22 protein-coding genes and 2 tRNA genes are annotated in these 21,640 nt (G+C 36.2%); 13 read left to right on the top strand and 11 right to left on the bottom strand.

The window, feature by feature from the left end; all coding sequences use genetic code 11:
- Positions 1 to 12: 12 nt before the first annotated feature.
- The 4 genes from ruvB to ACFJGY_RS05180 all read right to left on the bottom strand — a co-directional run bounded on the left by ruvB (position 13) and on the right by ACFJGY_RS05180 (position 4,786).
- A complete protein-coding gene (gene ruvB, locus ACFJGY_RS05195) occupies positions 13 to 1,035 on the bottom strand; it encodes a Holliday junction branch migration DNA helicase RuvB (protein WP_379968786.1) in 1,023 nt (340 codons plus the stop codon).
- 107 nt (positions 1,036 to 1,142) lie between these two features.
- The gene (locus ACFJGY_RS05190; protein ID WP_379968784.1) at positions 1,143 to 2,744 is read right to left on the bottom strand and encodes an LIC_10190 family membrane protein; all 1,602 of its coding nucleotides are present in this window, start codon (positions 2,742 to 2,744) and stop codon (positions 1,143 to 1,145) included.
- A 58-nt stretch (positions 2,745 to 2,802) separates the two neighbouring features.
- Positions 2,803 to 3,348: a YMGG-like glycine zipper-containing protein gene (locus ACFJGY_RS05185; RefSeq protein ID WP_379968782.1), complete on the bottom strand. Its 546-nt coding sequence runs from the start codon at positions 3,346 to 3,348 to the stop codon at positions 2,803 to 2,805.
- 151 nt (positions 3,349 to 3,499) lie between these two features.
- Positions 3,500 to 4,786, bottom strand: coding sequence for an adenylosuccinate synthase (locus tag ACFJGY_RS05180; RefSeq protein WP_379968780.1), 1,287 nt, complete (start codon positions 4,784 to 4,786; stop codon positions 3,500 to 3,502).
- Positions 4,787 to 5,311: 525 nt separating this feature from the next.
- On the opposite strand from ACFJGY_RS05180, the gene asnB reads away from it, so the two are divergent.
- The gene (gene asnB / locus ACFJGY_RS05175; protein WP_379968778.1) at positions 5,312 to 6,973 is read left to right on the top strand and encodes an asparagine synthase B; all 1,662 of its coding nucleotides are present in this window, start codon (positions 5,312 to 5,314) and stop codon (positions 6,971 to 6,973) included.
- 294 nt (positions 6,974 to 7,267) lie between these two features.
- Here the strand turns inward: asnB and ACFJGY_RS05170 are convergent, their stop codons facing one another.
- Genes ACFJGY_RS05170 through ACFJGY_RS05160 form a run of 3 tightly spaced genes read right to left on the bottom strand, consistent with a single transcriptional unit; the run spans position 7,268 to position 10,783 of the window.
- Complete coding sequence (locus tag ACFJGY_RS05170) at positions 7,268 to 7,732, bottom strand: hypothetical protein (RefSeq protein ID WP_379968776.1); 465 nt, start codon at positions 7,730 to 7,732, stop codon at positions 7,268 to 7,270.
- A gap of 3 nt (positions 7,733 to 7,735) precedes the next feature.
- On the bottom strand, positions 7,736 to 8,116 hold the full coding sequence (locus ACFJGY_RS05165; RefSeq protein WP_379968774.1) for a RidA family protein: 381 nt from the start codon (positions 8,114 to 8,116) through the stop codon (positions 7,736 to 7,738).
- A 45-nt stretch (positions 8,117 to 8,161) separates the two neighbouring features.
- On the bottom strand, positions 8,162 to 10,783 hold the full coding sequence (locus ACFJGY_RS05160) for a putative LPS assembly protein LptD (protein ID WP_379968772.1): 2,622 nt from the start codon (positions 10,781 to 10,783) through the stop codon (positions 8,162 to 8,164).
- 42 nt (positions 10,784 to 10,825) lie between these two features.
- Between ACFJGY_RS05160 and ACFJGY_RS05155 the strand changes: the two genes are divergently transcribed.
- The 4 genes from ACFJGY_RS05155 (at position 10,826) to ACFJGY_RS05140 (ending at position 14,121) form a co-directional block, all read left to right on the top strand.
- On the top strand, positions 10,826 to 12,109 hold the full coding sequence (locus ACFJGY_RS05155) for an N-acetylmuramoyl-L-alanine amidase (protein ID WP_379968770.1): 1,284 nt from the start codon (positions 10,826 to 10,828) through the stop codon (positions 12,107 to 12,109).
- Between the two features lie 59 nt (positions 12,110 to 12,168).
- Positions 12,169 to 12,240, top strand: a tRNA-Glu gene (locus ACFJGY_RS05150).
- A 142-nt stretch (positions 12,241 to 12,382) separates the two neighbouring features.
- Entirely contained in the window at positions 12,383 to 12,961 is a 579-nt protein-coding gene (locus tag ACFJGY_RS05145; RefSeq protein ID WP_379968768.1) for a Crp/Fnr family transcriptional regulator, read from the top strand.
- 92 nt (positions 12,962 to 13,053) lie between these two features.
- Complete coding sequence (locus tag ACFJGY_RS05140; RefSeq protein WP_379968766.1) at positions 13,054 to 14,121, top strand: SDR family oxidoreductase; 1,068 nt, start codon at positions 13,054 to 13,056, stop codon at positions 14,119 to 14,121.
- A 109-nt stretch (positions 14,122 to 14,230) separates the two neighbouring features.
- On the opposite strand, the gene ACFJGY_RS05135 is transcribed toward ACFJGY_RS05140, so the two are convergent.
- The 4 genes from ACFJGY_RS05135 to msrB all read right to left on the bottom strand — a co-directional run bounded on the left by ACFJGY_RS05135 (position 14,231) and on the right by msrB (position 17,005).
- Positions 14,231 to 15,043, bottom strand: coding sequence for a ferritin-like domain-containing protein (locus ACFJGY_RS05135; protein WP_379968764.1), 813 nt, complete (start codon positions 15,041 to 15,043; stop codon positions 14,231 to 14,233).
- 29 nt (positions 15,044 to 15,072) lie between these two features.
- Positions 15,073 to 15,783 carry a ferritin-like domain-containing protein gene (locus tag ACFJGY_RS05130; protein WP_379968762.1) on the bottom strand — a complete coding sequence of 237 codons (711 nt, stop codon included), beginning with the start codon at positions 15,781 to 15,783 and terminating at the stop codon, positions 15,073 to 15,075.
- A gap of 71 nt (positions 15,784 to 15,854) precedes the next feature.
- Positions 15,855 to 16,424, bottom strand: a complete 570-nt coding sequence (locus ACFJGY_RS05125) for a fasciclin domain-containing protein (protein ID WP_379968760.1) — start codon at positions 16,422 to 16,424, stop codon at positions 15,855 to 15,857.
- Between the two features lie 110 nt (positions 16,425 to 16,534).
- Positions 16,535 to 17,005 carry a peptide-methionine (R)-S-oxide reductase MsrB gene (msrB, locus tag ACFJGY_RS05120; RefSeq protein WP_379970109.1) on the bottom strand — a complete coding sequence of 157 codons (471 nt, stop codon included), beginning with the start codon at positions 17,003 to 17,005 and terminating at the stop codon, positions 16,535 to 16,537.
- A 448-nt stretch (positions 17,006 to 17,453) separates the two neighbouring features.
- Here msrB and ACFJGY_RS05115 point away from each other — a divergent pair, with 448 nt between their 5' ends.
- The 8 genes from ACFJGY_RS05115 to aroQ all read left to right on the top strand — a co-directional run bounded on the left by ACFJGY_RS05115 (position 17,454) and on the right by aroQ (position 21,621).
- The gene (locus tag ACFJGY_RS05115) at positions 17,454 to 18,023 is read left to right on the top strand and encodes an RNA polymerase sigma factor (RefSeq protein WP_379968758.1); all 570 of its coding nucleotides are present in this window, start codon (positions 17,454 to 17,456) and stop codon (positions 18,021 to 18,023) included.
- Between the two features lies 1 nt (position 18,024).
- Complete coding sequence (locus tag ACFJGY_RS05110; RefSeq protein WP_379968756.1) at positions 18,025 to 18,840, top strand: anti-sigma factor domain-containing protein; 816 nt, start codon at positions 18,025 to 18,027, stop codon at positions 18,838 to 18,840.
- A gap of 230 nt (positions 18,841 to 19,070) precedes the next feature.
- Positions 19,071 to 19,325, top strand: coding sequence for a 30S ribosomal protein S20 (gene rpsT, locus ACFJGY_RS05105; protein WP_379968754.1), 255 nt, complete (start codon positions 19,071 to 19,073; stop codon positions 19,323 to 19,325).
- A 10-nt stretch (positions 19,326 to 19,335) separates the two neighbouring features.
- Positions 19,336 to 19,407: transfer RNA gene (locus ACFJGY_RS05100), tRNA-Glu, on the top strand.
- 144 nt (positions 19,408 to 19,551) lie between these two features.
- Positions 19,552 to 20,172, top strand: a complete 621-nt coding sequence (locus ACFJGY_RS05095) for a hypothetical protein (protein ID WP_379968752.1) — start codon at positions 19,552 to 19,554, stop codon at positions 20,170 to 20,172.
- A gap of 4 nt (positions 20,173 to 20,176) precedes the next feature.
- Complete coding sequence (locus ACFJGY_RS05090) at positions 20,177 to 20,776, top strand: hypothetical protein (RefSeq protein WP_379968750.1); 600 nt, start codon at positions 20,177 to 20,179, stop codon at positions 20,774 to 20,776.
- Positions 20,777 to 20,847: 71 nt separating this feature from the next.
- Positions 20,848 to 21,186 (top strand): DUF5763 domain-containing protein, encoded by a 339-nt coding sequence (locus ACFJGY_RS05085; RefSeq protein ID WP_379968748.1) that lies wholly within the window; start codon positions 20,848 to 20,850, stop codon positions 21,184 to 21,186.
- A 27-nt stretch (positions 21,187 to 21,213) separates the two neighbouring features.
- Positions 21,214 to 21,621: a type II 3-dehydroquinate dehydratase gene (aroQ, locus tag ACFJGY_RS05080; RefSeq protein WP_379968746.1), complete on the top strand. Its 408-nt coding sequence runs from the start codon at positions 21,214 to 21,216 to the stop codon at positions 21,619 to 21,621.
- Positions 21,622 to 21,640 lie beyond the last annotated feature (19 nt).

Below are 21,640 nucleotides of genomic sequence, written 5' to 3'. Positions count from 1 at the left end.
TCGAATAAGATCTTAAAACAATTCTCCCGGATTTTTCGGTCTTGAGACCCCTAAATGTTTGTAAGCTTTGTCGGTCACTTCACGTCCTCGTGGTGTTCTGATAATGAAACCTTCCTGAATCAAAAATGGCTCATAGACTTCTTCCAAAGTTTCCGGATTTTCTCCGATAGATGTTGCCAAAGCAGAAATTCCGACAGGTTTTCCACGGAAATTTTCTATCATCACACGCATGATTTTGTTGTCCATATCATCCAGGCCAAACTCATCAACATTGAGTGAGTTCAATGCAAACTTGGTGATTTCGATTTCGATTTCGCCATTGCCTTTGATCTCGGCAAAGTCACGAACTCTTCTCAGAAGTGCGTTGGCAATCCTTGGTGTTCCACGGCTTCTTCTGGCAATTTCGAGGGCAGCATCTTCGTAGATTGTCACACCAAGAACTCTTGCACTTCTTTCGATGATCATCCCCAGAAGTTCGATTGTATAATATTCTAATCGGCTTTGGATTCCGAATCTTGCGAGCATCGGCTTAGTCAGCATTCCGGAACGTGTGGTTGCACCGACTAAGGTAAATGGATTAAGACCGATTTGGACAGAACGTGCATTCGGGCCGGTTTCCAGCATAATATCGATCTTATAATCTTCCATTGCGGAATATAGATATTCCTCAACAATAGGAGAAAGACGATGGATTTCATCAATAAAGAGGACATCATTTTCCTCAAGATTGGTCAGCAATCCTGCTAAACTTCCCGGCTTATCAAGAACCGGACCTGAAGTTATTTTACAGCCAACACCCAATTCGTTGGCAATAATATGTGCTAAAGTTGTTTTCCCCAAGCCTGGCGGACCGTGTAAAAGAACGTGATCCAAAGCGCCTCCCCGATTCTTCGCAGCGGCGACGAAAACTTCCAGGTTGTCAAGCGTTTTTCTTTGTCCGGCAAAATCGTTGAAACTCTGCGGACGGATTTTTTCTTCCTGAATCAAATCGTCGTTGGAATAATTATCTTTATCGGGATGTAAAAAATCGGGCATAGTAGAACTTAGATATTAGACTTTAGATATTAGATTTAAAATCAATGCTTTAAAAACTAATTCTTTAATAGAAAATTAAACTCAAAGATAAAGAAAAATTCAGGGAATTATGGTTTGAGTTTTTCAGTTTCGGCGATGATATTTTTTAGCTGATTTTTTTCATCCGGATTTAGTTTCCTCTGGAAAATTCCGTCTTTGAAATCCTTACCAAAATACTGTGGAAAAACGCCGTAATAATCATAAAGTTTCAGATCATAAATATTAAGAGCCGGGAAATGAACTTTATCAACCGGATCTTTCGATGCATTAAAGTTGAAATTCCCGATTTTATAATTTTTATTAATCCTAATCTGGACTTGTTTCGGCTTATAAAGTTGAGACCAACTGAATTCTTCCATTCTTTTTCCAATATTAAATTGTTGAATAAAACCCGGAAATGTAAAAATGACAGATATAAATATTGACAGAAATACCGCCGTGAAAACTGATTTCTCTTCAGAAATATGTCTGAATAACAAAAATACCGCAACTAGATAGACATCAATAAAAAAACGGTATTGTGCTGAAAACGAAATAATTAAAATTGTCTTAATTAATAAACAAATTAATAATAGATAATAAAATCTACTTTTTTGCTTGAATGCGAAAAATACCACAATCAATAAAGAAATAATAATCCCAATATTTAAAACAGATTTGTAACCAAATGTAAACCAATAAAAAATTCTATCAAAGAAATTAAATCCTGAAACCTGCTGATAGGAATATTTCATATCATAGGATTTCATTAATCCAATCTGAGATGAATAAGTCAGCATTTCCTGACTCGGTTTCCAAGGTAAATTAAATTCAGGGAGAGAAATCGGAAAAATAGGAAACCCAAACAACCAAAGGTTTTTTATCATTAATACAATTCCGAAAATGAAAACCGGAAAGGCTGATTTCAAACTGAATTTATTGTGACTTAAGTTATTTAAAATAACAAAAAGCGGCAACCAAAAAACGATAGGTTTTATACAAAATGTAAACAGAGACAGATATAAAATAATTGGACTTTGTCTGTTGTTAATGAGTTCATTAATGACAATTAAAGTGATGATTAAAATCGGTAAATCCGGACTTGGCTGCTGAACAAAAAGTAAAAATATGGGAAGGAAAATCAACAAAAAATATTGTTTCCGTTCATAAATATAAATCAAAAAGAGAATTAACAAATAAGAATTAATCTTCAAAAACGGATCTGTAAAATTCGAAAATCCAGCCTGATAAATATGCCAAAATGAAGTTTGTCCAAGCAGCAGATCAAGATTTGAAATACCTTTCACAAAACCTACTTCTTTCAGATAAGAAATAGTCGGAACATAATATCCGTAATGATCAAATAAATATGGCGAAAATGAAGCCGCAAAAATGATGACGAAAAGAAAAAAATAAAACCAGAAATCAAATTTAAAAGTAAACTGATATTTCTCTGTTTTCAAAAGCCAGCTAATTCCAACTAAGCCAATAACTATAAAAAGAATTTCTAAGTATAAATTAAGTGGAAAAAGGAATGCAGCAAGCGTCTCCAAAAGTGTAATGCCGATCATTCCTAAAAGGGAAATCAAAACAAAACTTTGCTCCTTTATTTTAAGCATATTCCTGACGATAATTCCGTTTCCGAAATTAACAGCGAGCAAAATGAAAACCGTGATTAAAATTGAAAGCATAAAAAAGATTGCTTAAAAATAAGCAATCTTTCCGTGTTAATGTATATATATGAAGAATTTACTTCTGAACTCTTCCTGTTTTTCTGTCATTTGCTCTACCGATCGTGTAACCAGTTGCACCACCGGCAACACCGCCAATCACAGCTCCAAGACCAGGATTTTTCTTAGAAATAATTGCACCTGCTGCAGCTCCACCAACTGTACCAATTACAGTACCTTTTGCAGCACTACTCCATCCTTTTTTCTGAGTCGCAGTAGTTCCGGCTGAACTGGATGAACCAGAATTAGAAGCTGTTGAACCAGAAGATGAACTTCCGCCGCCAGATGATCCGCTTCTTCTAGGTGTAGATCTTCTTGCTACTCTGTTAGCTTCTGCTTTTCTTTCTGCCTCTTTTTCTTCAGCTACCTTATTAAGGCTGTCTTTTTGTTTTTCAAAAGATATTTTTTCTTTTTCTATCGCCAATTTTTGTTTTTCCAGATCAATCTGTCTTGTCTGATAATCTAATTTTTGCTGCTCAAGAGAAGCAGCTTGTACTTTTTCGTCTTTATTACAAGATGACAATATTAAAGTTGCTGCGAATCCTGTTAAAAATAACTTTTTCATAATCGTATATTTTTTCACAAACAGTGAATTATTGACTTAGTCTTTTCAATTATTATTCCAAAAAATAAAATCGTGGTTAAAATTTGTTAAAATAAAAAAAAGCCGTCTCACTATTTAAATGAGACGACTCTATAATATTATGTTATATTTTTTAGAAAAGTTCTTTTCTGATGATGTTCTGAGAACGCTCTGGTCCTACCGAAACCAAGTAAACATTGATTCCTAAATGCTCCTCGATAAACTCGATATATTTTTTAGCATTTGCAGGCAGTTCATCATAAGTTCTTGCATTGGTAATATCTTCGTCCCAGCCTTCCAATTCTTCATATTGAGGTTCGTAATCGTACAATTTGGTCGTGGAAGAAGTGAAATAATCGATGATTTTTCCGTCTTCAGTCTTATATTTGGTAGCGATTTTCAAAGGATGAATTCCAGTAAGTACATCTAATTTCGTAATTACCAGATTATTAATTCCGTTGATCATACAAGCATGTTTCAGAGAAACGAGATCCAACCAGCCAGTTCTTCTTGGTCTTCCGGTTGTCGCACCAAATTCTGCACCGATCTGTCTGATATTTTCGCCCAATTCGTTATCCAATTCTGTTGGGAAAGGTCCGTTTCCAACTCTGGTTGTGTAAGCTTTTGCAACTCCGATTAGATTCTGCAAAGCCGTTGGAGGAACACCTGCACCTGTACAAACACCACCGGTAGAAGGCGAAGACGAAGTTACAAACGGATAAGTTCCGAAATCGATATCCAGCATCAAAGCCTGTGCACCTTCGAAAAGGATATTCTTTCCGTCTTTTATGGCTTCATTAAGTTCCAGTTCCGTATCTACTATTCTGTCTTTTAGCAATTCACCTAAAGCAATGAATTCCTGAAAAATTTCTTCAACATCCAAAGTCGGTTTTTCAAAGTATTTTTCGAAAAGCGAATTTTTAGTTTTTAAGTTTTTCTCAATTTTTTCTCTCAGAACTTCAGGATTCAAAAGATCAATCATTCTGATGCCAACTCTTGCAATTTTGTCTTCATAGCAAGGTCCGATTCCTTTCTTCGTAGTTCCGATCTGGGTTCCGCCCTGTTCTTCTTCTCTGTAGGTATCAAGCAAAATGTGATAAGGCATTATGACGTGCGCTCTTCTGCTGATGAAAACGTGATCTGTTCTAAGTCCTTTACTTTCAATCTGACCTATTTCTTTCACAAAAGCTTTTGGGTTTACAACTACACCATTTGCGATGATACATTTGCCTTTACATTGGAGAACACCGGAAGGCAGAAGATGTAGAACAAATTTTTCATCACCTACATAAACCGTATGACCAGCGTTGTCCCCGCCTTGGAAACGTACAACATAATCTGATTTTGCAGATAAGACATCTGTGATCTTTCCCTTTCCTTCGTCTCCATACTGAAGACCTACAACTACGTAAGTTGACATATTTTTTACTTTTTTTAGATTATTGACAAAGTTAAATCTTAAATATTGGCTGGCAAAATCGATTGCAAAAAAAACCCTCTTACTAATGAAAATAAGAGGGCAAAAACACAAATGATGAAAAAAATTATAAATGCATTTTGAAATAAATTAATTATTCCACATTTACAATACAATTTTCGGTGCAAAAATCGTACATTTTTTATCATATATCCTAATAAAAAGTGAACTTTATTTTAAATAATTAATTATATTTTTTAAATAAACAGATTTATTTTAAATTATAACGTGACATCCTTATAATTAAAATTATTATAAATGTTATTCGATTAAATTAGTTTATAATAATTTTATTATATAAAAAATTAAGAATTATTACTTATTTCAGACCTTAAATAGAATTTATTAAATCAAAAAAAAATATTTAGCTTAGTATTTTAATGTAAAATATAATTTAATTTTATTTTTGAATTAACAAACTTATTTTTGCAACATAATTTTAATCAAAATCAAAAAACAAATAAAATAATGTGTGGAATTGTATGTGTGTTTGACACCAAACAAAAAAATGAAGTGATAAGACCTCAGATTCTCGAAATGTCAAAGAAAATAAGGCATAGAGGTCCGGACTGGTCAGGAATATACCAACATGACAATGTGATTTTTTCTCACGAGAGATTGGCAATTGTAGATCCAACATCTGGAAAACAACCATTGTTCACAAAAGATAAAAAAGTAGCTTTGGCTGTAAATGGAGAGATATACAACCATCAGGAATTAAGATTAGAATTCCCGGATTATGAATTTTTAACCCAATCCGACTGCGAAGTAATCCTGGCTTTATACAAAAGAGACGGAAAAAACTTTCTGGAAAAACTGAATGGGATCTTTGCATTTGCTTTATATGACGAAGAAAATGATGCCTACCTCATCGGCAGAGATCATATGGGAATCGTGCCATTATATATGGGATGGGACAAAAACGGAAGTTTCTATGTTGCATCTGAACTGAAATCCCTTGAAGGCGTTTGTAACAAAATTGAAGAATTCTTACCCGGACATTTTCTTTACAGCAAAGATGGGCAGGAATTACAGCAATGGTACAAAAGAGACTGGACAGATTTTGAGAATGTAAAAGATAACGAAACAGATATCGCTGCCATAAGAAAAGGCTTGGAAGAGGCTGTTCACAGACAGTTAATGAGCGATGTGCCTTACGGTGTTTTACTTTCCGGTGGTTTGGATTCATCTATTATTGCAGCTGTTACAGCAAAATATGCAAGACAAAGAATCGAAAGTGGCGACACTCAGGAAGCCTGGTACCCTAGACTGCATAGCTTTGCCGTTGGATTGGAAGGTTCTCCGGATCTGGCAGCAGCAAGAAAAGCGGCGGATCATATCGGGTCTGTTCACCACGAAATTAAATATACTGTTCAGGAAGGTCTGGATGCTATTAAAGATGTCATTTATCATTTGGAAACTTATGATGTTACGACGATCCGAGCGTCCACGCCAATGTATCTTTTGGCAAGAGTCATCAAATCGATGGGAATCAAAATGGTTCTTTCAGGTGAAGGTTCTGATGAGTTGTTCGGAGGTTATTTGTATTTCCATAAAGCACCATCTGCACAAGCTTTCCACGAAGAAACTGTAAGAAAATTAGGAAAACTACACCTTTATGATTGTCTTAGAGCCAACAAATCCCTGATGGCTTGGGGAATCGAAGGGCGAGTTCCTTTCCTTGACAAAGAATTTATGGACGTCGCTATGAATGTGAATCCGAAAGATAAAATGATCACGCCGGAAAGAATGGAGAAATGGGTTCTCAGAAAAGCGTTTGAAGATCTGCTGCCGGAAAGTATTGCGTGGAGACAGAAAGAGCAGTTCAGCGATGGTGTTGGATACTCGTGGATCGATACTTTGAAACAAGTGGCTGAAGATGAAGTAACGGACGAAATGATGGCGAATGCGAAATTCAGATTCCCCATCAATGTGCCGATGAGCAAGGAAGAATACAGATACAGAACGATCTTCGAAAGTCATTTCCCAAGTGATTCTGCAGCGAGTTGTGTTCCTTCTGTTCCATCTGTTGCGTGTTCTACACCTGTTGCTTTGGAATGGGACGAAGCTTTCAAAAAGATGAACGACCCAAGCGGAAGAGCCGTAAAAGTACACGAAACGGCTTATTAAGAAATTTATTAAAACTACATAAACTAACTACAATGGGAAACCACAAGTCTCGGCTTGTGGTTTTTTTGTTGAGCCTACATTACCAGCTCGATTAATGATGTGTTATAATAACTCTGCTTGTAAGGATCAGCCGTCCTCGCAAAGCTGAGTTCCAACCAACAAAGGCGTCACTTGCAGTTGCTCCAGGCAGAAATTTGATAAAACACAAATAAATGCAAAAACCAAAATTCAGAAATTTAAAATAAAGAATAAAAGTCACGGAAACATCACTACTTATAAAGAAAAAACACAAGTTTAGGCTTGTGCTTTTTTATGTTTTAACTGTAATTGTTTTTCTCTTTTTTTTCGCCTTTCGTGGATAACCTCAGTAATTTTCCCTCCAACCCAAGAGAATGGGAAGAATATCAGAAATATTGAGATCTTGTAAAAAACCGGGTGGTAGGGATAGATAATAATATCCAGCATCGCAATAAACAACATGATGAAGCCTATCAGAATAGCATAAGCAACTTTGGCATATTTCACAATCAATGCAGTGACAACTCCTCCGAAGGTAACACCCAATCCTCCGAAGAACAAAAGTGCTACAAAAAAGGAACTTTTATTCTGAACAGATCTAAGCAGTGCTTCCCAATGTTCAAAAGGCGCAAACTGTCTATAGGTGACCCATGAGGAGTCAACCTTTATCCCCAATGTGATAATGAGGGCGGCTACAATCAATCCAGCCAATACACCGACAGTATTTCTACAGAAATTCATTTTTTAATCCTTGAATGCAATCATAGAAATTTCGACATCAACATTTTTTGGAAGACAAGACACCTGCACGGTCTCTCTGGCAGGATAGATTTCGTTCTCAAAATAAGAAGCATAGATCTCATTAACCACTGCAAAGTCATCCATATTTTTCAGGAAAATAGAAGCCTTGACAGCATTGCTAAAATCCATATCGGCAGCGTTCAGGATCGCTTTCAGATTTTTCATCACCTGATGCGTTTCTTTTTGGATCCCTTCTACCAGCTTACCATTTTCAGGATCTACAGGAATCTGACCAGAGATATACAATGTTCCATTAACTAAACAAGCCTGCGAGTATGGTCCAATTGCAGCCGGAGCTTCCGATGTATGAATAATCTTCTTCATTTCAAATATTAATTTTTACAAAACTATACAAATTTTCATTAAATCCTAAAAAGTACTGTTCGGCTGGGTAAAACTTCTTTCTTTGTACTTAACCGCATCTTTCAGAATGTTTGCCTTGATCCCGATAAAGAAATCGTAAACCTTATACTGACCAAACGGAACCCAGTTGAAAGTGATCGTAAAACTACGCTGGTCCCTGGCAAAACCAAGGCGTGTGTAACCTAAAGCCTTATTCACAACATCATAGTTCGTACTACCGTTGATATTCCAATATGGTGTCAGTTTTATGCTCCCGTCCAATCCAAGCGTTGCAACTTTATTGCCAAATCTGGACAACCCTTTGGTATATGCATAATTTGCATTGACATTAAGCGTCCAGGTCGGTGTGTAATGGGAATAATTATCATCATCAAAGAAATAATTCTCGTTCCGGATCTCGCCCTTCTTCTTATATTTTTTGCCGAGGTCTTCCTTCTTTCCAAAAATAGCTTCGCTCATTGGATAAGACAATTGAAGATTGAATCCCTGCAGGCTAAAATGCCCGAAGTTTTCCGTTCTTACACCAGTATCACTTCCATCAGTGAAGACAATCTCGTAAGGCTCTAAGGTAAGGCTTGTATTGACATTCAGTTTATTATTAAAGAAAGAAGACTGTCCGTTCACTGTGAAGACGGACCATTTGTATTTTTCTGCTGCAAAGTTATAATTCCCGGAAACATTCAGGTTTTCAAAGATTTTCACTTTTTTAATACCTGTAGAATCTGCTTTGGATTTGATTTTCATCTCCAGATTATTATTGATATTAAAGCCTACACTTTGAACAAGTCCTGATGACGGTGCTCCATAGATACCGTTATCAAAAATAGAATATGGTGTCATCTCGCCACGCGAATTGGAATAATTTCTGAAATAGCCCCAGCTTTTATCCCCAAAATCCGGAGAATAGTTAAAACTCATGCTCGGCGTTATCATATGACGAATAGCGACAATTGGTGAGGTTTTGCTAAAGTTTTTCTGACCATATAAAACAGTCTGCAAACTTGTACTTGCAGAAAAAGTAGAATATCCGGCAATTCCGTTTTTATAATTATCCTCTACAAGATTGGTCAACGGATTATAGCTCCTGTCCAGTGTTTTTGTGGTGAGCACATTATCAATATTTGCACTTAGAGAGAATGTAAAATATTTGGCAAGCGTTGTATTAGTTGACAGGGAAATATTATTTTTAGCGCCGGTTTTCAGGTCTTCCCACATTTGTTTTTTGAAAAGCTGGTCTTCTGTGGTAGTAACATAGTTGCTAAGAGCCAATCCTGTATTAACATTGATATTCTCCAGCAAACCTGTCCTCACACCGGTTTTCGGTTTGAAAAGATAAAACTGATTGATGGCAACTGTCATATCCGGCAGTCGCAATTCTGTAACTCCTGTCGCAAAATTCTGATTATAAGCCATACTTGCGCTAATGGTGACCGGAAGATTCAGAAAACGTTTGGTGACATTGACTCTGGAAGTCTGCTGTGTGTTCAGGACATTTCCATTGAAAATATAATTGTTATTAACCGTATTATTATAAAACTTACTGCTTACGATATCCACACTTGCATTGAAGGTAAAATATGGATTGGCCTTAGAATCCTGCGAATGCCGCCACGCAATCCGGAATGTTTTCACTCTGGAATAGTCATCCAATCCTTTGATTCCACGCACAGTATAACCATAATCGGCTGCAAAGTTCCCGGAATATCTGTATTTTTTAAGGTAATTAAGTTCCGGCTTCAGGTTCCAGCTTCCTTTGGTGTAGATATCGGCCAATACCTTTAGATCAAAATGATCACCGATCGGCTGATAATAACCCAGTCCATTAAGAAAAAAACCAACATCCTGACGTTCTCCAAAACTCGGGATCAAAATACCGGCAGATCTTTTATCAGAAAAAGGAAGGATTGCAAATGGCAGGATCAATGGTGTCGGCACCTGTTCTATATACATCTGGATCGGTCCTGTGATGATCTGTGATTTATCTTTTGTTTTCAGAAGTTTGATATTCGGGGCAGACATATGATAATCCGGAAGCGAATCTTTTTTCTTGAGGAAATATTCATCTGTCGTATAAATGGCTTTTCTCATAAAAAAAACCGAATCATTGTATTTCTTCGTTTTTTCAGCTACAATTACGCCCTCACTCTCCTCAGTCCTAGCATTGAAAGCAATCGCCTGTCTGGTTTTGAAGTTATATATAACCTCACTGTATTCGAATTTTTTACCGCCTTGTGTCGCAATAGCCGGCGTTGTAATTTTACCCTTTTCGTCCTGCTCACCACGTGCATAGATCTTGCCTGTTTCCCAGTCTATACGAATGTAATCTGCATCTATCTGCATATCCTGATAGATGATCTGAGCTTTTTTGTTGAGGAAAGTCTGCTTGTTGGAAATCGAGGAACTGCTTTTGTTTTCGGCCTTGGTTTTTACGACATCATCCAGCTGTTCTTTTGGTATGATGGTGTCTTTCTTTATTCCTAAAGAATCTTTGCTTATATTTATAGAATCCTGAACACCACTTTTTTTATCAATATCTTGAGGCACAGTTTGTGCTAAAATATTGTTAAAAATTAGGATATTTAAAATTAGTAATATATTTTTGAAAATACTTCGAGCCAATGCAGTCATTCTGTAATTGGGGTCAAAATTAATTAAATTTTAAAGATTAAAATGATTAGCTCCACACTTTATAATAAATTTTTTTTTCTGTTAACGTTTTTTATTACTTTCAGTTGCTTTTATTCACAGAAAAAATTCACGCTGGTTCTGGATGCAGGCCACGGTGGCAGTGATATTGGGGCCAATAGAAACTATGCCGACATTGGCGCCGTACAGGAAAAAAACGTGACTCTTGGCATTGTTCTCAAACTCGGCAGGATGCTGGAAAAAAACAAAGATTATAAAGTTATCTACACCAGAAAGATTGATGAATACCCCTCTCTGACTTACAGAACAGATCTTGCGAACAGAAGTAAAGCGGATTTATTCGTTTCGGTCCACGTTAATTCTTCCCCAAGTAAAAGTGCAACAGCGCAGGGAACAGAGACTTTTGTACAGGGTCCTAACCAGAACAGAACCAATCTGGACGTTGCAAAAGCAGAAAATGATGTGATTTTTCTTGATGAAAAAGATAAAGAAAACTTCGCCTCTTACAATCCCAGTTCTCCCGAATCTCTCATCGCTTTGAAAATTCAGCAAAGCAAATATCTGGAAGCCAGCCTTATCATTGGTGGATTGGTAGAAGATAATTTCGTCAAAAAAGACAAAAGAATGTCTCGCGGCGTGAAACAGGAAAACTTACACGTCTTAAGGATGAATGCAATGCCATCTATTTTGATAGAGACAGGCTTTGTTAATAATTATGATGACGCCCATTATATCTCTACGGAAGAAGGTCAACAGGCTATTGCAGAAAGTATTTTCAATGCAATCGTGAGCTATAAAAAACTCGTGGACAGAAACGTAAAAGAGCCGGAACCTGAAAAACCAGTAGAACAGCCTCTTAAAAATGATTTCAGAATCCTGTTAATGAGCACACCTACCAAATATAATGACGAAGATCCTGCATTGAAAGGTTTGAAATATATCCTTCCAATTAAAGAAAACGGAACTTATAAATATTATTACGGAACAACAAACTACGCGTCAGTAAGAGATACGAATCTGAAAACCGCCAAAGATGCCGGATTCCGAAACTCTATCTCAATAAGCTTTGTCCCGAATCAGACTTTGGGAATTGGTTATTATACTTTGGAGATCTATTCAGGAAGAGATAAGCTGGATTCTAAATCCACTATCCTGAAAACGATTCCTGACATCACCAGAAACAAAGAAAGCGGCGTCTTCTATTATACTTTTGGGAAATACAAAACTTTGGAGGATGCTATCAAAGCTCAGAAAGAGTTTGAAAGCAAAGGAATCACAAACACCGTTATCGAGAAAAAACTGAAATAGATAAAATCATTTGCCAGAACTGTTTAAAGTCTTTATTTTTGCAGTCCACAATACCAAACGGCCTATTCGTCTAGTGGTCAGGACTCAAGATTTTCTTTCTTGCAACAGCGGTTCGATTCCCCTATAGGCTACAAATTACCACAAATACAAACAAAAGCCCTTGAAAAGGGCTTTTTATATTGCATATTTTCATATATTATTACTTCGATAAATAGAAAAATTAGAAGTCAAAGCAATATTAACTATATCTTTATATAATTATAAAAGATTTTTATGTTTGATATTTTACTATCCCATATTCAGGAAAAGGTCGATATCGATGAAAAACAAATCGAATTGTTAAAATCTTTTTTCACTCAGAAAAAACTTGGCAAAAAGCAATATCTGTTACAAGAAGGTGATATTTGCAGATATCTGGCGTTTGTGAGCAAAGGTATTTTAAAATCTTACATACTGGATGAAAAGGGAATTGAACGTATCAATCTATTTGCTTTTGAAGGCTGGTGGATTTCAGATCTCAATAGTTTTCTGAATGAAGAAAAAGCTGTTTTAAATATTGATGCTATTGAGGATTCAGAATTACTTCTGATAAGTCGTGACAATTATGAAGAATTGACTTTGCAGATTCCCGTTATGGATCGTTATTTCAGACTATTATATCAAAGCAGTTTAATCACAAAAGATCAAAGGCTGATTATTTCCAACACTTTTACGGCAGAAGAAAAATATCTTCAACTCGTGAAAAAACATCCTGAAATCACTCAAAAACTTTCACATGCATTAATAGCTTCCTACTTAGGTTTAAGTCCTGAAACCATCAGCAGAATAAGAAAGAAAATTTCACTTGGATAAATTGAAATCTGATTTAAGCCAAGACAAACTCATGATCTATGTCAAGTTTTTCCGGCTCCGGTATTTCTACTTTTGTAAATAAATAATTGATTATGGAAAATATTGCATTAGTAGTTGGTTCCACAGGAATTACCGGAAGCAATCTCGCTCATGAACTGCTTTCAGAAGGCTGGACAACTTACGGTTTGGCTAGAAATCCCAACTCAAACATCTCAGGTTTGATTCCTGTGAAAGCTGATCTTTTAGATATAGAAAATCTCGAAAAAGCATTAGAAAACATCTCCCCCACCCACATATTCTTTACCACTTGGATGCGAAATGACACAGAGGAAGACAATATTAAAGTAAACAGTGCGCTGGTACGAAATTTATTGAATGTTTTATCACCTAAAAAAAGCATCCGGCACGTGGCGTTGGTTACAGGTCTGAAACATTATTTAGGACCATTTGAAGCTTATGCAAAATCAGGATTTTTACCCGAAACACCTTTGCGGGAAGAACAGCCACGTCTGGAATATCCTAATTTTTACTATGCCCAGGAAGATGCCGTTTATGAAGCGGCAGAAAGAGACAATTTCACCTGGAGTATTCACAGACCACATACTGTGATCGGATATGCGGTTGGGAATCTGATGAATATGGGAACAACATTAGCAGTGTATGCCAGTATCTGCAAAGAGACAGGCAGGAAATTCATCTTTCCGGGATCCTCCGCACAATGGAATGGATTATCAGATGTTACGGATGCAAAAGTTCTGGCAAAGCAACTTATCTGGGCTGCTACAACTGAAACTGCAAAGAATCAAGCTTTTAACATTACAAATGGAGATATATTCCGTTGGAAATGGCTTTGGGTGAAAATTGCAGATTATTTTCAAATCGAATTTGAAGGGTACAAAAACGAAATAAGACCACTTGAACAAGAACTCCAAAACGATCAAAAACTCTGGAAAGATATTGCGGAAAAACATCATCTTGAAGAAGGCAATCTATATAGAATAGCTTCTGCCTGGCATACAGACCTTGATCTGGGACGTCCGATTGAGGTGATGACAGATATGGGAAAAAGCAGGAATGCAGGATTTACAACATTCAAAAGCACTTTAGATTCCTTTCTGGATTTATTTGATAAATTGAAAAAAGAAAAAATAATTCCCTAAATACAGAAAACTGGATCAGAATTAGTCCTTTATTGAGTTTATTAATCATAAAAAAATCCTTTCCCAACTAAGGGAAAGGACTAATAAATCAATTCGCATCATTCGTTTTCTATGCGATAAATAATCCTGCAATGGCTGCCGCGTCACTTCCGCTTAAAACTTCGTCATAAGCAGCAGATCCCGCTTCTGCACCAAACGCAGTCGCTGTATTGAAACCTGCCTGAACAGTAACACCTTCACCAGCATAAACAGGATTGGTTGCAGCCGGCATATTGCCTCCGTTTGCCAATTCTATCCAGCCTTTGTTTGCTCTCATTCTTCTAACCTGAGAAGCGTGTCTTGCTTCAACCGAGTGAATCTGAAGAGCTGCTGTTAAAACATCTTTGTTAGACATGACGTTTCCAGCTTGTCCTTTATATGCTCTTACACCTGTATCTTCAAAAGCCTGAGCCAATGTCAAAAACTGCTGATAATCTGTAAAAGGTGTAAAATTACCTCCAGCTGTAAAGTCGAAGGTTGGTTTATTTGCAGGTGCTGTTCCTAAAGATGTCAATGCACTTTTCAGGAAAGCAACGTGTGCGGTTTCGTGTTTTGAGATCTGAGAAAAAACTGTTCTGTCGGCAGTTGGGATAAGTCCGGCAGTTGCAAGGCCAATACGGTAATATTCGTCTTCCAGATATTCTAATGTCAATGCCAGTTGCAATGCATCTGTCAAAGGCGTTTTTAATGCTGCTGAAGAAGTTGCACTTGTTGTTTCTGCATGTGCTGGTGTTGACATTAGCACGCCTAATCCAAGTGGTACAGATGCCACTGCTGCTTTTTTACCAAAATCAGCAATGCTGGTTAAAGTTTGTAACCTTGAAGCTTCTCCTGTAAAGAATTTGTCGTTGGAGAGCTTATCTAATATTCTAAGAATGTTCATAATAGTAAATTTTTGAAATTAATAATGAATTAAATGCCTCTCTCTTTCCAGGTAAATGGCGTTTTGATAAATCCTCCGGCTGCGGCAACAATATCTTTCGGTTCTTTTGCAACATCCAATCCCATAGCATTGATTACATCATCTCCGGAGAAATCTGCGGATTTTGGATTGATAAGATCTCTGATTGCAGAAGCGTGTCTTGCTTCAACAGAAACAATTTTACCTGCAATTACCAGATAATCCGGATTGGTGATATATTTTCCTGCACCATTATAAGCTGCAACACCAGTATCTTCCAAAGCTTTTGCTGTTGCAAGAACAGAAGCTCTGCTTTTAAAGTCTACATTAGGATATTGGAATTCCAAAGTTGGTAATATACTGTTCGGAGCAGCACCGCCGATTGCTGCTTTGAAAAAATCTCTGTGGATCACTTCGTGGTGATACAGGTCTGTAAAAACTTGTTTTTCAGTATCTGATATTCCTGTGTAGAAGCTGTTGACTACTTTAGTGTAGAAATCTGCCTCTAATTGTTCAAGAGCATAAGCATAATTAAGCACGCCTACATCGCCCGTTCCAAGATCGAAAACACTACCTCCTGGATTGATGATCATATCATCATCATTACAGCCTACAAGCGCAAGACCTGCAATCGCAAGACCAACACCGCTAAGTTTCAAAAAGTTTCTTCTGTTGGTATCCAAGGTGGCTGCACTATTGGATACACTGATTGTTTTTTTCATAATATTATTTTTAAAGTTTGGTTTAAAAAATAAAAACCAGCATAGTGAATCATGCTGGTTTCAGATCATTATTAAGGCATAAGAACAGTATCGATCACGTGGATCACACCATTTGACTGATTCACATCTGCGATGGTCACTTTTGCGTTGTTTCCTTTTGCATCTTTTACATACAGATCACTTCCTTTTGTCCAGAAAGTAAGATCTTCACCTTCTACAGTTTTCATCATTGCTTTTCCATTGCCTGCTTTTACAGCCGCCCAGATTTGTTTTGCACTGTATTTCCCTGCTAAAACATGATAGGTTAATATCTTGGTTAAAGTTTCTTTGTTTTCAGGTTTTACTAAGTTTTCAACTGTTCCTTTTGGAAGTTTTGCGAAAGCTTCGTTTGTGGGAGCTAAGACCGTAAACGGACCCTTACCTTGTAATGTTTCTACCAATCCGGCTGCTTTTACTGCTGCAACAAGCGTTGTGTGATCTTTGGAGTTCATTGCATTTTCAACAATATTTTTGGAAGGATACATTGCTGCGCCACCAACCATTACTGTCTTTTCTTTCATTGCCTGTGCAGCTGCATTTCCACTGAAAGCGAATGATAATGCGATCATTCCGAAAGCTGCGATTTTTGTTCTTGAGTTCATTTTCTTTATTTTTATATTAATATATTGTGTGTTAATTGCAGTTACGAGGTTAGTTTGTTTTTGGATTTAAAAATTTGAAAATAATTTTTAAACAACTGTAAATCAAATTATTATTTTTTAGCAATTGGAACAAAATCCAAACAAACCGAATTCATACAGAAGCGTTTTCCGGTTGGTTTCGGTCCATCATCGAAGATATGTCCCAGGTGAGAATCGCATCTTCCGCAAAGTACTTCTGTTCTTGTCATATTATGAGAATCGTCTTTTTTGTAGATCACGCTATTTTTTCTGATTGGCTCGTAGAATGATGGCCAGCCACACGTGGTTGCAAACTTCGAAGTCGAAAGAAATAATGCATTACCGCAAACTGCACAGTAATAGGTTCCTTTTTCATCAAATTCATAAAACTTCCCTGTGAAGGCCGTTTCTGTTGCCGCTTCTCTTGCTACTTGATAGAGTTCCGGCTTCAGAATCTTCTTCCATTCGGCATTGCTGACTTTTAGTGGTGTTGTTTCGGTTTTTGAGTAGTATGGATTTTTGGTTTTGAAGTTGGCTGACTGAGCGGCGATGTTCCCTTGCATCAAAGCGACGGAACTTACTAGGAATATTTTTTTAATCTTTTTCATTGTCGTAAATATTTATAGTTATTTACGAGTAATAAGATTTTTTGGATTTTTCATGGGAAGAAATTGAACACAAAGTACACTAAGGTTTTATGAATAACATTTAAAAGTTCACAAAGGGGTATAGACTTAAATAAGATTAAATTCCCAGAAATTGCCAGGAACTTAGAAAAGTGATTTCACGTGAAAATTTCCTGATATGCGAAGCGCGCCCCGGCTTGAGTGGAGCTCTTTTTGTCATTGCGATTGTTGAAATCTAATTGAATGATTCCGGTGATTCGCAATGGCAAAAAAGCGGGAACGGAAGACGGATGAAGGCGCCCAAATTGTACAACTATTAATCTTAAATTAATGAAAATTCAACAAAATGGAATAATAAATCATTATTGGTATAATTTTTCTATATTTGAATTGTAAATTACTCATTATTAAAACAACTTATTCTGAAGATGAGCTTCTGGAACTGCTGAGAAAAAAAAGCGAAGCAGGTTTCAAGCACTTATACAATCACTACTCTGGTGCATTGTATGGTGTCATTTTCAGAATAGTACAGTCCAAAGAATATACTGAAGAAGTAATTCAGGATGTTTTTGTCAAAATCTGGAATTCTATCCATCAATATGATGCTCTGAAAGGAAGATTCTATACCTGGATGATCAACATTGCAAGAAATACCGCAATTGATTATCTGAAATCCAAGTCTTTCCAAAACGAACTTAAAAACCAATCACTTCCAGATTTCGTATATAACAGTACGGAACTCTCAACAACTAATAAGTCTTCGGATTTTATTGGTTTTACGGATGTTCTGTGTAATTTGGAATCCGATAAACGCGAAATGATCGATTTGGCTTATTATCAAGGTTACACTCAAAACGAAATATCTGAAAAACTAAAAATCCCGTTAGGTACAATTAAAACCAAGATGCGCACTGCTCTTATCAAATTGAAAGATCTCTTAAAAGATTATAAATAAAGTGAACATAGAAGAATACATATCATCCGGAATCTTAGAATCTTATATTCTAGGTCTTGCTTCTCCTGAGGAGGCAGGCATTTTGGAGTGTGTCATGAAGAATAGTGCTGAAGTGAGATCAGCATTCGAAGAAGCACAAAAAACTTTGGAAGATCTGGCTACAGCACAAGCTGTAACACCACCTGACGACCTGGAAATCAAAATCTGGACCAAAATTCAGCAGGAACAAACTGTTGAAGAAAGCAAACCTGTAATTTCTGAAAAGCCGGAATTTAAAATTGGCGAGATCACCCAAGAAATATATCCTAATAAAGCCATTAAATGGCAAAAGTATGCGATTGCAGCTTCGGTTCTGTTTTTTGTAAGCATTATTGGAAATTTTTTCTGGATCAATGATATTTCTAATAACAAAAAGGAAATTGCACAATTGCAAGCCGAGAAAAAATCTCAGGATCTGGCTTTGAAGAACTCTCAGGAGAAGTTGGCAATTTTATCTAACCCGGACATTATCTCTGTTCCATTGAAAGGTGTCGAAAAACATCCGGATTCAAAAGCAATGGTCTATTGGGATTCAAATTCTAAAGACGTTTATCTGAACGCGGAAAGTCTTCCAAAAGCACCGAAGGGAATGCAATACCAGCTTTGGGCACTTGTAGATGGAAAACCTGTGAACGCCGGAATGTACACTGCAGAAAAGGACACAAGAGCTGTTTTAGCCAATATCCAGAAAGCACAAGCTTTTGCCATAACTCTTGAAAAACAAGGCGGCAGTGCGACTCCTACAATGGAAAACATGTTCGTAATCGGGAACATTTAGCACTCAGTTTCTAAAATTTTATAAAAAATCTCTCAAAAATTTTTATTTTTAAAAAATATTTATATTTTTGCACCGCCTTAAGGGAGAAATGAAGAAATTTTTCTTTATCCATAGACCTTAACTGATCTATTATACTTTCAAAAAGGCAGCAAATAAATTTTTAAATTTTTTCAAAAAAAAGTTTGCAAATTAAAATTTAGTTTTTATCTTTGCACCCACATTTGAACGTTATGGCAAATCATAAATCAGCACTTAAAAGAATCAGACAAAACGAAGTTAGAAGACTTCGTAATAAATACAATCACAAGACTGCAAGAACAGCTTTGAAGTCTCTTAGAACAGAAGCAGACAAAGCAGTAGCAGTAGAGCAATTACCAAGAGTAATCTCTTTACTTGACAAATTAGCTAAGAAAAATATTATTCACAAGAATAAAGCAGCTAACTTAAAAAGCAAATTAACTAAGCACGTAAACAGCTTAGCTTAATATATAGCCTGGCCCGTTCGTCTATCGGTTAGGACCTCAGGTTTTCATCCTGGTAAGAGGGGTTCGACTCCCCTACGGGCTACTTAAAAATCCTTAGAACTTTCTAAGGATTTTTTTTGGTTTAATATAGGAATATAATCTATTTACCATTAAAAAACACTTGTTCATCTATAATATTTTGAATACAATTTTAGTTTAATACCTTTGACAAAAAAACACACATTTTATGTACATTATCATTGCAGTCATTTTAATTTTAGTCGTAATTTTCCTCATCAATTCGTCCAGATTGGATAGTTTCAGAAGCAACAGAGGCAGAACTTTTGAATTTTTCATTTCATTAATCTCTACTTTTATCGGTTTCTTTTTTGCACTTAGCCTCAATACTATGCTTTCAGAAATCACTCAGAAAGAAAATCTGGTAAAACTTTTGGACGCTACCAACCTTTCTTTGGAAAACAGCGAAATGAAAACCAAAGGAATGTACCTTAATCCTGCAAAAAGCGGCATAGATGTATCCGAAACCATTCAATATTCTCCTGTAGAGATCCCGAAACTATATACAAATCTTGAAACTAATTCTCTGGTAAGCGACTATTTTTTGTCAAATGCATTCCAGGCATATATTTTGTGTAACGACAATCTGCAGACTTTTGTAAAAGGAGCCAACGCTGCAAATGCAACTTCTGAAAAGAAAATACGGATATTAGAAAAATATCTAGCTTACCTAAGTCTGGCAAAGCAAGTCAATACTTTAGAAATCAAAAGACTCAATGGCGAAATCTCGCAGTCAGATGAAAATATTGAATTACAGAAATTAACAAAACAGATTATTAATAATCAATAATACAATGAAAAAAACACTTATATCGCTGGCTTTTGCAGGATTATTACTGACGGCCGGCAGCTGCAAAAAAAATGATACATCCAATGTGAAAATAGATTTCACACAGTCTTATGAAGATGCCGCTTTAGCATTATCCACAGCTCAGAAAAATTACGATGAAGCCGTTGCTTCGAAAGATCCTGTAAAAATTGAAGCTGCAAAATTAGAATTACAAAAAGCTCAGGCTAAATATGTAGACTCCAAAAAAACTTACGTAGCAGAAGGAGGAACGGTAAAACCAGAATATGAAACTTATCTCGTAACATCTTCTCAAACCCTTGGAGGCCCAAAAGTTGATATTGTAAGTAGTGTTATAAAAAAATCCGACAGTATCATTACCGGAAAAACCAACGCACAAATAGATAATACTGCAAAAGAAATAAAAGCTTCTGTAAATGCCGAAAAAGCAAAACTGGTAGAAGACGCAAACAAAAAAGTTTCTGATGCCAAAGTTGAAGCTGACAAATTAAAAGAAGATTTCAAAAAACGAACAGATGAAACCAAAAAATCTGCAAACGAAAAAATTGAAAAAGCACAAAAAGATTTGAATAATCTTTTTAAATAACTTATAATAAACACTTATATTTATAAAATCCTTAGAAGTTCTAAGGATTTTGTTTAATGAATTAGTTGTTTATGAGATCACTTACTACTCTGTTTTTTCTGTTAAGTTTTATTTGTGCAAAATCTCAAACGGTTTATTATACACCCAGCGGAAAAAAATACCATACAGAAAATTGTAGGATGGTGAAAAATACTTCTAACAAAACAGATCTTACTTCTGCTTTGGAAAGGGGATTGACAGCTTGCAAAATTTGTAATCCGGTATCTACTCTCAATATTTCAGATCCGGGAAATAAGATAACTTCCGGAACTAATGCAACGGTCCAGTGCAAGGGAATAACTAAAAGCGGAACACGATGCAAACACATGACGAGTATCGGAAATGGATATTGCTTTCAGCATCAGCCTTAATTTTATATCTTTGAAAAAATATTCTGAATGAAAATCCTCATTATAAACGGCCCAAACCTCAATTTACTCGGAACTCGTGAACCGGAAATCTACGGCTCAGTTTCTATGGAAGATTATCTTTCTGATCTTAAAAACGAATTCTCTTCTGATGAAATTTCTTATTATCAATCCAATATCGAAGGCGAATTGATCAATCGTCTGCAGGAAGATGATTTCGAAGCCGTGATCATTAATCCCGGCGCTTTTACACATTATTCTTATGCCATCTCGGATTGTCTTAAAAATATCAACAAACCAAAAATCGAAGTCCACATCAGTAATATCTACAAACGGGAAGAATTCCGAAAGAAATCTGTGACTGCAGAAAGCTGCGATGCCGTGATATCAGGATTTGGGATGAAAGGTTATAAATTAGCGATCCAAAGTTTAAAATAAAAAAAGAATCTCGATTGAG

Origin of the sequence: Epilithonimonas sp. UC225_85, assembly GCF_042695135.1 — a bacterium.
Classification (GTDB): domain Bacteria; phylum Bacteroidota; class Bacteroidia; order Flavobacteriales; family Weeksellaceae; genus Epilithonimonas.
This window is presented reverse-complemented; position numbering and strand designations above follow the sequence as displayed.